This is a genomic window from Streptomyces thermospinosisporus, from assembly GCF_039526425.1.
Classification (GTDB): Bacteria; Actinomycetota; Actinomycetes; order Streptomycetales; family Streptomycetaceae; genus Streptomyces; species Streptomyces thermocarboxydovorans.
The window spans coordinates 1-11817 of sequence record NZ_BAAAIZ010000065.1 but is presented as its reverse complement, the minus strand read 5'-3'; the positions used below and the strand labels follow the sequence as shown (position 1 = coordinate 11817).

Annotated in this window: 13 protein-coding genes; 6 read left to right on the top strand and 7 right to left on the bottom strand. The window is 73.0% G+C overall.

Translation table 11 applies throughout. The features are described 5' to 3' along the window. Positions 1-373: 373 nt before the first annotated feature. The 4 genes from ABD207_RS21360 (at position 374) to ABD207_RS21350 (ending at position 3453) form a co-directional block, all read left to right on the top strand. Positions 374-2038 (top strand): FAD-dependent monooxygenase, encoded by a 1665-nt coding sequence (locus tag ABD207_RS21360; protein ID WP_344014696.1) that lies wholly within the window; start codon positions 374-376, stop codon positions 2036-2038. 115 nt (positions 2039-2153) lie between these two features. Continuing rightward, on the top strand, positions 2154-2240 hold the full coding sequence (locus tag ABD207_RS32170; RefSeq protein WP_425580784.1) for a putative leader peptide: 87 nt from the start codon (positions 2154-2156) through the stop codon (positions 2238-2240). Positions 2241-2353: 113 nt separating this feature from the next. Continuing rightward, on the top strand, positions 2354-2962 hold the full coding sequence (locus ABD207_RS21355) for a cupin domain-containing protein (protein WP_344014695.1): 609 nt from the start codon (positions 2354-2356) through the stop codon (positions 2960-2962). Between the two features lie 110 nt (positions 2963-3072). Then, on the top strand, positions 3073-3453 hold the full coding sequence (locus ABD207_RS21350) for a rhodanese-like domain-containing protein (protein WP_344014697.1): 381 nt from the start codon (positions 3073-3075) through the stop codon (positions 3451-3453). Positions 3454-3570: 117 nt separating this feature from the next. Here ABD207_RS21350 and recX read toward each other — a convergent pair whose 3' ends face one another. Together recX and recA are read right to left on the bottom strand one after the other, a co-directional pair. Continuing rightward, positions 3571-4437: a recombination regulator RecX gene (gene recX / locus ABD207_RS21345; protein ID WP_344014694.1), complete on the bottom strand. Its 867-nt coding sequence runs from the start codon at positions 4435-4437 to the stop codon at positions 3571-3573. A 3-nt stretch (positions 4438-4440) separates the two neighbouring features. After that, complete coding sequence (gene recA / locus ABD207_RS21340) at positions 4441-5550, bottom strand: recombinase RecA (RefSeq protein ID WP_344014693.1); 1110 nt, start codon at positions 5548-5550, stop codon at positions 4441-4443. Between the two features lie 370 nt (positions 5551-5920). Between recA and ABD207_RS21335 the strand changes: the two genes are divergently transcribed. Further along, the gene (locus ABD207_RS21335) at positions 5921-6541 is read left to right on the top strand and encodes a class I SAM-dependent methyltransferase (RefSeq protein WP_344014692.1); all 621 of its coding nucleotides are present in this window, start codon (positions 5921-5923) and stop codon (positions 6539-6541) included. Positions 6542-6601: 60 nt separating this feature from the next. On the opposite strand, the gene ABD207_RS21330 is transcribed toward ABD207_RS21335, so the two are convergent. Together ABD207_RS21330 and ABD207_RS21325 are read right to left on the bottom strand one after the other, a co-directional pair. Then, entirely contained in the window at positions 6602-7855 is a 1254-nt protein-coding gene (locus ABD207_RS21330) for an AI-2E family transporter (protein ID WP_344014691.1), read from the bottom strand. Positions 7856-7992: 137 nt separating this feature from the next. Continuing rightward, positions 7993-8187 (bottom strand): DUF3046 domain-containing protein, encoded by a 195-nt coding sequence (locus ABD207_RS21325; protein WP_167997582.1) that lies wholly within the window; start codon positions 8185-8187, stop codon positions 7993-7995. Between the two features lie 79 nt (positions 8188-8266). Here ABD207_RS21325 and ABD207_RS21320 point away from each other — a divergent pair, with 79 nt between their 5' ends. Next, complete coding sequence (locus ABD207_RS21320) at positions 8267-9211, top strand: hypothetical protein (RefSeq protein ID WP_344014690.1); 945 nt, start codon at positions 8267-8269, stop codon at positions 9209-9211. Between the two features lie 34 nt (positions 9212-9245). Here ABD207_RS21320 and ABD207_RS21315 read toward each other — a convergent pair whose 3' ends face one another. The 3 genes from ABD207_RS21315 to ABD207_RS21305 are packed head-to-tail and all read right to left on the bottom strand — an operon-like array spanning position 9246 to position 11271. Next, positions 9246-9554, bottom strand: a complete 309-nt coding sequence (locus ABD207_RS21315) for an AzlD domain-containing protein (protein WP_343997991.1) — start codon at positions 9552-9554, stop codon at positions 9246-9248. Beyond that, positions 9551-10291: an AzlC family ABC transporter permease gene (locus ABD207_RS21310; protein WP_344014689.1), complete on the bottom strand. Its 741-nt coding sequence runs from the start codon at positions 10289-10291 to the stop codon at positions 9551-9553. The genes ABD207_RS21315 and ABD207_RS21310 overlap by 4 nt, the downstream gene beginning before the upstream one ends. Continuing rightward, positions 10249-11271 (bottom strand): AraC family transcriptional regulator, encoded by a 1023-nt coding sequence (locus tag ABD207_RS21305; protein ID WP_344014688.1) that lies wholly within the window; start codon positions 11269-11271, stop codon positions 10249-10251. Before ABD207_RS21305 ends, ABD207_RS21310 begins: the two co-directional genes overlap by 43 nt. Positions 11272-11817 lie beyond the last annotated feature (546 nt).

Here is an 11817-nt window from a genome sequence, read left to right as displayed (position 1 = left end):
CCCGCGCCGTCGTCATCGCCACCGGCGTCACCGAGGACGGCGGCCGTGAAGTCCTCGGCCTCGGGGCAGGCATCAACAGGGCTCCTCTCTGTGAGTCCCATCTGACCTACTGTCACCGCTTCCCGCATCTCGGGGGAACCTCAAACCGCGTCCAGGCGGCCCATGTGGCATGGCTCGCGCGAACACACGAATGGCGGGCTGCCTGCACAGCAGACGGCTGAGCGGGCAGCGCTCGCGTGATCGCCACGGTCACCGGTCGCTTGACGCGGGCACCGGCAATAGGTTGCATACTTTCTGTGATCGTGCACCCTGCTCCACCTACCTGTTCCCTCACGGCCCCTCAGACGTCGCTTCGAGCAGGGGGCGCCGCGCAATGGACCCGGTGATCGTCGTCGGAGCGGGGCCCGTGGGGCTCACGCTCGCCCTGGCACTGGCACGGCAGGACGTGCCGTGTGTGGTGCTGGACGAGGGTCCGGGCACGGACGAACCACGTCCGGCGCGCACCGTCGTGCTGCGCGAGGACACCGCCGCGCTGATGGAACGGTTGACCGGCGTGCGGCTCACACAGCTCGGCTGCCGTTGGGCCGGATGGCGGTCGATGCGGCGCAGACAGGTGATCAGTGAGGTCGCCTTCGGTGACGGCGCCGCCGCGCCTCCGCTGCACATCCCCCAGCACGTTCTCACCGGCGCGCTGCGCTCGGCCCTCGCCGGCGAACGGCACGTCGAAGTCGCCGCGGAGAGCCGCCTCGACTCCCTGGAGCAGGAGCCCTCGGGTGTCACCGCCCACACGCGCGGCCCCAAGGGGACGTGGTGGCGCGGGAGTTACCTGGTGGGCTGCGACGGGCCGCGTTCGACCGTGCGCAAGCTGCAGGACATCCGTTTCCCGGGGCGTACGGCGGTGGAACGTCACGCCGTGGCCGTGCTGCGCACGGAACTCCCGTGGGAGAACGAGGCGTTGCTGCACCGGTTGCCGCCATGGCGCTCGTCCGGTCCCTCGGCCGGCGAGATCGCCGCACGGCCCCTGCCGGACGGCCTGTGGCGGCTGGACTGGCTGCTGCCTCCGGGCAAGGACCTGGTCACACCGGAGATGCTGCTCGCCCGCATCCGGGAGACGCTGGCCGGCTGGACGAACGGGACGACTCCGCCGTACGACCTCCTGGACACCGGTGTCCACACGGTGCACCACCGGCTCGCCCGGCGCTGGCGGGCGGACCGGGTGTTCCTCGCCGGGGACGCGGCGCATCTGCTCGGCGCGCTGGGCACACACGGGCTGGACGAGGGGCTGCGGGACGCCGACAACCTCGCCTGGAAGCTGGCGCTGGCCTGGCATCACGGGCCGCGCGAGGCACTGCTCGACAGCTATCAGGCCGAGCGGCGGGCGGCCGTCGCCGCCCGGCTGCGTGCCGCCGACCAGGCGCTGCCCATAGTGCGGGGCGGCGGAGGGCTGCGCTCCTACGTTCCCGGCTCGGCGCGCAACCACGAGATCCTGCTGATGGACGGTCACCTCGGGCGGGGCGCACTGGGTGCGCCGGGGGCGTACGGTGACTCACCGCTCGCGCCGGGGCGGCTCGAGGGCGAGGTCGCGGTCGACACCCCGCCGGGTGCGCAGGTGGCGGACGTCCGGGTCACGGCGGAGGACGGCACCTTCGTGCAGCTGCGCGAGCGGCTCGGCCGGGGTGCGCTGCTGGTGGTGCTGATCGCGCCGGGCACGGCGGTGTGGGAGCGCCGGCACTGGATGTCCGCCGGGATCATGCCCCGGCTCGCGGCGGCCGTGGCGGCGCTGCCGCACCGGGCGGAACTGCTGGTCGCGGAGAGTTACCCGGGGGCGCCGGCCCACAGTGTGCTGCTGGTGCGCCCGGACGGGCATCTGGTCACCGCGCTGAGCGGTGTCCGCCCGGCGGATCTCTACGCGGCGACGGAGGCGGCGCTCGGCGGACCTGCGGCTGAGGGGGCGGAGGCTCGGGGCGGAGCGGAGGCTCGGGCGGGAGCGGAGGCTCGGGCGGGAGCGGAGGCGGAAGCGGGGGCCGTGTCGGGCTGACCGGCGGTCCCGGAGGTTCTGTGCTGGACGCAGAAGGGCCGTGACCGGTCACCGTGTGGTCCACATGGTGACCGTGAGTTGAACGGGTCGGCGGCTTCGTGGTGTACTCCGGCCCATGACCGACACCTGTGTGCGCCTGTGGCGGAGGGTCCATATGGACCTCCTCCGCTATGCGGGCTGCGTGTGTCGCCCGTCCGTCTGATCTCGCGCTTCTTTCACGCCCTTTCGCGCGCTGCCCCGCCATCCCGCACGCACACCGGTGCGTTGCCGTCGCTTGGGTGCGCGCTTTCGCGAACGCTTTTCAGGACGGTGCACGTGTCTGTCTCCTCTTCCCCTTCCCCCACTCCCACCCCCTCCCCCGCCGCCTCCACGTCCGACCTCGCTGCCGGTTCTGCGGCTTCTGCGGCTTACGCGGCTCTTCGGTCCGGCGCCGCGCCGACGCAGGCCGAGCTGTTCGACTTCGTGCGGCGGGCGGCCGCCGACGCCGGCCTCATCGCCTCGCTCCCCCTCGACCCCGAGGGCCGCACCTGGGTGCGCCTCGACGGGCCCGGTGGCAGCGAGGCCTGGCTGATCGGCTGGCCGCCCGGCACCGGCACCGGCTGGCACGACCACGCCGAGTCCGTCGGCGCCTTCATCACCGCCTCCGGCGAGCTCAAGGAGAACTCGCTCGCCGTGCGGCTGCCCACCGACGGCTGGAGGACACTGGAGCTCACCGACGGCGTGGACCGCTCACGCCGGCTGCCGGCCGGCCAGGGCCGCGCCTTCGGCCGGCATCACGTGCACGAGGTGCTCAACGAGTCGCACGACCGGCACGCGATCTCCGTGCACGCCTACTACCCGCCGTTGCCGCAGATCCGCCGCTACAGCCGCAGCGGACCGGTGCTCCGGCTGGAGCAGGTCGAACGCCCGGAGGACTGGCAGTGAGCGTCAGCAGCACAAGCGAGGCGACCCCGCTGGGCGAGGCCGCCACGCCGGGTGAGGCGGTCCCGCCGGGCGAGCCCACCGCGCCGGACGGGGCGACCACGGGTACCGCCGTGGGCATCGACGCGCTGCTGGAGCGGGTGCGGTCGGGCTACGAGCGCATCGAACCCCGCGACGCCCATGCCGCCGCCCAGGCCGGCCAGGCGCTGCTGGTCGACATCCGCTACGCCGCCCTGCGCGACCGGGACGGGCTCATCCCCGGCGCCCTGGTGGTCGAGCGCAATGAGCTGGAGTGGCGTCTCGACCCGCAGGGCAGCCACCGTCTCCCCGAGGCCACCGGTCACGACCTGCGGATCGTGGTGATCTGCGACGAGGGGTACGCCTCCAGCCTGGCCGCGGAGTCCCTGCACCGGCTGGGACTGCACCGGGCCACCGATCTGATCGGCGGTTTCCAGGCCTGGCGCGCGGCCGGGTTGCCGGTGACGCCTCCGTAAGGCGCGAAGCGCAGAGCGCGGGAGCGCAGAGCGCGGGAGCGCAGAGCGCGGGAGCGCAGAGCGCGGGAGCGCAGAGCGCGGGAGCGCAGAGCGCGGGAGCAGGAGACCGGGGTGGCTCTAGAACCCCTCGCCCTCCAGGAACTCCGTGTCCTCGCCCTCCTCCTCCAGTGCCTGGCGCACCACGCGAAGGGCGAGCCCCTCGGAGTAGCCCTTGCGGGCGAGCATGCCGGCGAGGCGGCGTATGCGCTTGTCGCGGTCGAGGCCGCGCGTGGCCCGCAGCTTGCGGGCGACGAGCTCACGCGCGGTCGCCTCCTCCTGCTCGGAGTCGAGCTGGGAGACGGCGGCGTCGATCAGCGCGGCGTCCACGCCCTTGGTCCGCAGTTCCTGGGCGAGGGCGCGGCGGGCCAGTCCCCGGCCGTGGTGTCTGGACTCGACCCAGGCGTCCGCGAAGGCACTGTCATCGATCAGTCCGACCTCTTCGAAGCGGGACAGCACCTCCTCGGCGGCGTCGTCGGGGATGTCCCGCTTGCGCAGGGCGTCGGCGAGCTGCTTGCGGGTGCGCGGGGTCCCGGTGAGCAGGCGCAGGCAGATCGCCCTTGCCCGCTCGACCGGGTCCCCCGGGGACTCCTCCCCCTCGGCCCTCGACGAGGTCGAGGCGCCCCCGTCCTGGGCGGTCGCGTCGCCGAAGGTGCGGCGCCCGCGTCCGCGTCCACCACGCGGCCCGCCGTCACGCGAGCCGCCTCCCCGTGTCCCGCCCGTGCGGCCCTGTGTCCCGCCCGTGCGGCGCGAGCCCCGGGTGCCGCGGCGCGGGACGTCGCCCGGCGTCTCCGCCGGGATGCCGTCCGCTTCCGCGGCCTCGTCGCCGTACCCCCCGTAGGTCCCGTCCATGTCCGCGGCTGAGCCGTCACCGGCTCCGATGCCCCTCCCCCGCCGGGCACCGGATGCGGCGAACTCGTACTCGGCCCAGTCGGTTCGTCGGGTCACGGGTCAGCTCTTGGCTGCCGCGGCCTTGGACTTGCCGGCCTTGGCCGCCGGGGCCGGAACCGCGGGCCCCTCGGCGGGAGCGGCGTCCTTGCCCGGCTCGGTGGCGCTCTCCTCGGGCCGTACGCCGACGCCCAGCTTCTCCTTGATCTTCCGCTCGATCTCGTTGGCGAGGTCGGGGTTGTCCTTGAGGAAGTTGCGGGCGTTCTCCTTGCCCTGGCCGAGCTGGTCGCCCTCGTACGTGTACCAGGCGCCGGCCTTGCGGACGAAACCGTGCTCCACGCCCATGTCGATCAGGCCGCCCTCGCGGCTGATGCCCTGGCCGTAGAGGATGTCGAACTCGGCCTGCTTGAAGGGGGGCGCGACCTTGTTCTTGACGACCTTGCATCGGGTGCGGTTGCCGACCGCCTCCGTGCCGTCCTTGAGGGTCTCGATGCGGCGGATGTCGATGCGGACCGAGGCGTAGAACTTCAGCGCGCGGCCACCGGTGGTGGTCTCCGGGGAGCCGAACATCACGCCGATCTTCTCGCGGAGCTGGTTGATGAAGATCGCGGTGGTCTTGGACTGGTTGAGCGCGCTGGTGATCTTCCGCAGGGCCTGGCTCATCAGGCGGGCCTGCAGACCCACGTGGCTGTCGCCCATCTCGCCCTCGATCTCCGCGCGGGGCACCAGGGCGGCGACGGAGTCGATGACGATGAGGTCGAGGGCGCCGGAGCGGACCAGCATGTCCACGATCTCCAGGGCCTGCTCACCGTTGTCCGGCTGGGACAGGATGAGGTTGTCGATGTCGACGCCGAGCTTCTTCGCGTACTCGGGGTCGAGGGCGTGCTCCGCGTCCACGAAGGCGACCTGGCCGCCGGCCTTCTGGGCGTTGGCCACCGCGTGCAGGGTCAGGGTCGTCTTACCGGAGGACTCGGGGCCGTAGATCTCCACCACACGGCCGCGCGGCAGGCCGCCGACTCCGAGGGCGACGTCGAGCGCGGTCGACCCGGTCGGGATGACCTCGATGGGCTCCTTCGACCGCTCGCCCATGCGCATGACGGCGCCCTTGCCGAATTGCCGTTCAATCTGTGCGAGCGCGGCGTCGAGCGCCTTCTCGCGGTCGGTTCCTGCCATGGGTTCCACCCGATTTGCTTGAGTCGATCGCTTCACGTCAAAGACGCTAGCGCCTGCCACTGACAATGCGTCCCGACGTCTGTCCGGCCTGTGGACAACTCCGGGACCTTCTCCCCCGAACTGGGTCAGAACGCCCGTCGTTGAGCCTCATCGGCGCCTCCATAAGAAAGGATGTTCGATTTTCGTGTCAAGCGCACCACGCGGCACGGGCGGGACAGGCCGTCGCGCACCACATCCTGCCTCCGACCGCCGTCGCGCACCCCTTCCTCCCTCCGCCCCCACGGCCGACGACTGTTTCGCGCATCCACGGCTCGCCGCGGTCCATGACGCGCTCGACCCCGACCGCAGCGATCTCGGTCCCCACCTTCGGATGGCGGAGGAGTTCGCGGCACGCCGGGTGCTGGACATCGGCTGCGGCACGGGCGTGTTCGCCCGTCTCCTGGCCGACCGCGGAATCGAGGTCATCGGCGTGGATCCCGCCCTGGCCTCCCTGGACGTCGCTCGTGCCAGGCCAGGAGGCGAACGAGTGCGCTGGATCCACGGTGACGCGACCCGTCTTCCTCCCCTGCAGGCCGACCTCGTGACGATGACGGCGAACGTCGCCCAGGCCATCGTCGAACCGCGGTCGTGGCAGCAGACGCTGCGGGGAGCCCGCGAGGCGCTGCGGCCCGGCGGGCATCTGCTCGGCGGAGTTCGCCTCGGCCTCGGCGTTGAGGCGGTCGCGCTCGGCGACCGGGGTGGCGTTGATCGCGCGCAAGGCGTCGTGGCAGACCTTGCCCATCACGTCGTCCGTCACCCCGTGCTTCCTCATCGCTTCCACGAGGGCGTCCCAGGTGATCGGGTCGAGCTCACAGGTCTCCTCGTCCCGCGTCTCCTCGTCCCGCGTCTCCTCGTCGTGCCGAGGCAGCGCCTCGCTCGTCTGCTGCTCCTTCTCGCGCGCCCTTCGCACGCGGGCCGCGACGCTGCTCTCGGGCAGGGCCGGTTTCGATGACGCACTCGGAGACGGCCGACGCACGGGCGAGGTTCACCGGCGGAGGATCACAGGGTCCGCTCACGAACCCTCGGCGTCGCCGCCCGGCGGGCGGGTCGCGCTCGGGCCGCGGGACCACAGGCGGCGGGCGCGGGTGAGCAGACCGGTGCCGTCGCCGCGGTGGCCGTGGACGCGCGGGTCGTCGGTGACGTCGTAGCGCTTCACATAGGCGCCGAGGAACGCCTGGAGCGTGGCGACCGCCGGAATGGCGATCAGCGCGCCGACCGCGCCGAGCAGCGCGGTGCCCGCGACGACCGAGCCGAAGGCGACCGCCGGGTGGATGTCGACGGTCTTCGAGGTCAGCTTGGGCTGCAGCACATAGTTCTCGAACTGCTGGTAGATCACCACGAAGATCAGCACCCACAGCGCGTACCAGGGGTTGACCGTGAACGCGATCAGCATGGGCAGGGCGCCCGCCAGATAGGTGCCGATGGTGGGGATGAACTGCGAGACCAGCCCCACCCACACGGCCAGCACGGGCGCGTAGGGCACGTCCAGGACTTCCAGCAGCACGTAGTGCGCCAGGCCGGATATCAGGGCCATCAGACCGCGCGAGTACAGGTAGCCGCCGGTCTTGTTCACCGCGATCTCCCAGGCACGCAGCACCTCGGCCTGCCGGGCCGGCGGCAGGAGGGAGCAGATGGTGCGCCGCAGCCGCGGGCCGTCGGCGGCGAAGTAGAACGAGAACAGGAAGACGGTCAGCAGCTGGAACAGTCCGCCGAGGACCTGCGCGGAGACGTCCAGGACGCCGGAGGCGCTGTTCTGGACGTAGTTGCGCAGCCAGTCGGAGCGCAGCAGGCCCTCCTGGATGTCCACGCGGCGCAGTTCGGTGTGGAAGTGGGTGTTGATCCAGTTGATGACCGAGTCGAGATAGTCCGGGAAGTCCTCGACGATCTTGATGATCTGCCCGGCCAGCATGGACCCGAGCAGGGTGACGAAACCGGCCCCCACGATGAGTACGCCCAGGAACACCACGAAGGTGCCGAGCCCCCGGCGTACGCCCCGCGCGGCCATCCAGCTCACGGCGGGCTCCACGGCGAGCGCCAGGAAGAACGCGATCAGGACGTTGATCAGCAGGCCGGTGAGCTGGTGGAAGGCCCAGCTGCCCAGCTGGAACAGGCCGTACAGGGCGAGCGCCAGCACCAGGGCACGGGGCAGCCAGCGCGGCATGCGGCCCCCCGGTGCGCCGCCGGGAGCCGCCGCGGGTCCGGCGGGCGGGGGTGCGCCAGGGGTGGAGGGAGGGGCTGCCTGCCCGGTCTCGTCAGTCGGTGCCACGGAGTCAAGTCTCACCCACGGCTGTGACAGCCGTCTGCCCGCGGGCGATCTTTGTGACCATCAGCGTGAGAGAAGGTGCGTCCACCTCAGCGCTTCTCTGCGCCGCGGAGGTCCGTCACCTCAGCGCCCCGCTCGGATCAGCGCTTCTCCGGAGGGACCTCCATCACCGCGCAGACCACCTGCCAGACGTCCTTGGCGTCCCAGCCCGCTGCCAGCGCCTGGTGGACCGTGCGCCCGCCGAGCTCCGACATGACATGGTCACGCGCGAAAGTGTCGGCATAGCCCGGACCGAAGTGCTCCGCCATCCGCTGCCAGAAGACCGTCAACCGCATGCCTCCAGTATCCCGCCTGCGGGGGTGGCCCCCGCCGGGACCGCATACCGATACCGCATTCCGCCCTACGGTCGGCCCCATGGCCGATACCGGAGCTTCCCCCCACGACCCGACCTCCCGGACGCACACCCCGCTCGCGCGGGCGGAGCAGTTCGTCTGGCTCACCGCACGGGTGCTCGAGCAGCGCCTGTTCGCCCACCACTTCCTGGGCGGCGGCGCCGAGCCGGTGGAGACGGCGCTGGACGCCTACCGCAACGAGGACGGCGGCTACGGCCACGGGCTGGAACCCGACCTCCGGGGCCCCGTCAGCCAGCCCCTGCACACGGCCCGCGCCCTGCGCGTCCTGGACGCCGTGGGCCGCTGCACCGACCGGCGTGCGGAGCAGGTGTGCCGCTATCTCACCTCGGTCTCGACCGCGGACGGAGCCCTGCCGGCGATCCATCCCAGCCAGCGCGGCTACCCCGCGGCTCCCTTCGTCCCGATCGTGGACGACCCGCCGAGCGAGCTGCTCGCCACCGGCCGCGTGGTGGGCCTGCTGCACCGCAACGAGGTGTGGCACGCCTGGCTGTTCCGGGCCACGGACTTCTGCTGGCAGGCGGTGGAATCGCTGGAGCGGTCCCATCCGTACGAGATCGAGGCGGCCGTCGCCTTCCTGGACGCCGTCCCGGACCGTGCCCGCGCGGAGGCGGCCGCGGACCGGCTGGGGCGCCTGGTGCGCGGGCAGCGCCTTGCGGCCGTCGACCCGGACGACCTCGACGCCTACCCGGTCGCCCCCGGATACGCGCCGGGCGAGCACCACTTCCCGCACGACTACGCACCGACCCCGGACTCGCTCGCCCGCGCCTGGTTCATGGACGAGGAGATGGCCCGCTCCCTGGACTACCTCGCGGCCGAGCAGCGTGAGGACGGCGGCTGGCCGATCCGGTGGCGCCGTTGGGCGGCGGCCCCCGCGCTGGAGGCCCGCCCCATGGTGACGATCGAGGCGCTCCGCACCCTGCGGGCGTACGGCCGTCCCGTGGACTGAGCCCACCCGGGACCGGCGCGCGCCGGCGGCACCCTCAGCCGCTCAGCGCCCGCACGCCCGCCGTCACCGCCACGGCGACCCCGACGACGACCAGGAACGGCGCCCGCAGGACGAGGGCTACGGCGGCGGCACCGACACCCGCGGCACGGGCGTCCAGGACCAGCGACTGGCCGTCGGCGAAGGTCTGCTGCGCGGTGAGGGCGGCGAGCAGGGCGACCGGCAGCAGCGCGGCGAGCCGCCTGACGAGGGGCCGCTCGAGGACACCGGCCGGCACCAGGAGACCGGCGAGCTTGACGGCGTAGCAGCCGACGGCGGTCACACCGATGGCGATCCAGATGTTCAACGGTCCTCTTCCTCAGATGCCTCAGACGCCTCAGATGCCTCAGACGCCTCAGACGCCTCAGATGTATCAGATGTCTTAGATGTCTCGGATGACTCAGACGCGCTGGACGCCCCGTCCCGGCGCCCCCGCGCCCACAGCACCACCGGCGCCGCCAGCGCGGACACCAGTACGGGCACGCCCGCGGGCAGGACGGGCAGCAGGCCGAGCCCGAGCAGTACGGCGAGCCCCGCGACCGCCCGCTCGGTCGTGCTCCTCAGCATCGGGGCCAGCAGCGCCAGGAAGACGGCCGGGCCGGCCGCGTCCAGACCCCACGCCTCGGTGTCCCCGATGGCCTCCGCGCCGAGCGCACCGAGCAGCGTGGTGAGGTTCCACAGCACGTACAGGCTGAGCCCGGTCACCAGGAAGCCGATGCGCGCGCTGCGCCGGGTGGGCTGGGCCAGCGAGACCGCGGTCGTCTCGTCGATGATCCACTGGGCGGCCAACGGCCGGAGCGCACGCGGCAGGGCCAGCAGCTGGGACAGGCGCAGCCCGTAGAAGGCGTTGCGCACCCCGAGGAAGAACGCCCCCGCGGCGGCCGTGAACGGGCCGCCGCCCGCCGCCAGCGCGCCCACCAGGGCGAACTGGGAGGCGCCGGTGAACACCAGCAGGCTCAGCGCACAGGTCTGCAGCAGCGTGAGCCCGCTGCCGGCCGAGGTCACGCCGAAGGCGAAGCCGGAGAGTCCGACGGCGATCCCCACCCCGAGGGCGTCCCGTACGACGGCACGGTCGGGCTTGTCGGGGGTGTCGGGGGTGTGAGTGGTTGCTGCGAGGGTTGCGGTGCGTTGTACTGCCACACTCCTGACGGTACGAGAAGCCCGCGCCGGGCGTCTTGTACGTTCTTGCGCTCGCGCTGGTAGGCGCCCGGGGGCACGCCGACGATCCGGCTGAAGTGCCGGTTCAGGTGCGGCTGGTCGGTGAAGCCGACGGTGACGGCGGCCTCGGACGGCGTGGTCCCCGCGTCCAGCAGCTTCCTGGCCCGCCGTACCCGGGCGTCGGTGAGCCAGGTGTGCGGCGGCATGCCGTAGGTGTCGCGGAAGGCGCGCAGCAGGGCGAAGGCGCTGGTGCCCAGCTCGGCGGCGAGCTGCTCCAGCGTGGGCGGCGCGGCCATCCGTTCCTCCAGGATCGCCCGCGCGCGTGCGGCGGTCCTGGCGCCCGCCGTGCGGACCTCGCGGCGCGGCAGCGTCCCGCCGTTGAGCCGCAGCAGCCGGGTCACGGCGACCCGCAGCAGTGTGTCGGCGGCGAGCGCGTTGCCCTCGTCGGTGGCCCGCAGCACCTGGTGCACCAGGCGGACGGTGTACGGGTCGTCGAGCACCGGTGAGACGAAGCCGGGCGTGCCGCGCAGGGTGGTGGTCTCGGCGGCGATGGCGGCCACCACCTCGGGCGACGGGTAGACCGCCCCGTAGCGCCAGCCCTCGGGGACACCGGCCCGCCCGGTGTGCGGGGTGTCCGGGTTCACCAGGGCGAGCGCGCCGGCTCCCGCGTACTGGTCGCCCCCGCCGTGGTGGAAGACCTCGACGCCGTCCGCGATGGCGGCGATCACGAAGTGCTCGTGGGTGTGCCGCACGAACTCCTTGCGGATGTACCGGGCGCGCAGCAGGTCGACGCCGGGCAGCTCGGCGAACTGCCAGTGCCGGGCCCGCTCCCGGCCCCGCTCCGCTCCTCGGTTCGTTCCCGCCATACGCCCATTGTCCGCGACGCCCCGGACCACGGATCCCGCCTCCCTGGCCGCGGACCTCGCCTCCCCAGCCGCAGCCCGGCCTCCCCGGCCGCGGACCCCGCCTTGCCGACCGCCGGCCGCCTGCCCGGCCGCGCCCTCCCGGCTCGCTCGGGCGTGCACCTTCCGCCCACCTCGCTCGGGCCTGCGCCTTTCGCCCGCCTCGACCGGGTGTGCACCTTCCGCCCGCCTCGCTCGGGCCTGCGCCTTCCGCCGTCCTCGGCCGTGGGCCTGGGCGAGCCGGGGTGGGCCGGGTCCTGCCGAGCCCTCGTGCTGCCCGGCCGCCCGGCACCGCGCGCGTCCGGCACCGCGCGTCCGGCCCCGCGCGCGTCCGGCCCCGCGCGTCCGCCCCCGGCCGTCCGGCTGCCATCGGTGCCGTCCCGGCGTTCCGGCTGTCATCGGTGCCTCTGGCGTTCCGCCCGCCCTCGGCGCCGCCCGGCCGCCCGGGGCCGTTGATGCTCCTATTGGCTGTCAAGCGGCTTGGAGCCAGTTGCGGTAGGCATTGGCGAG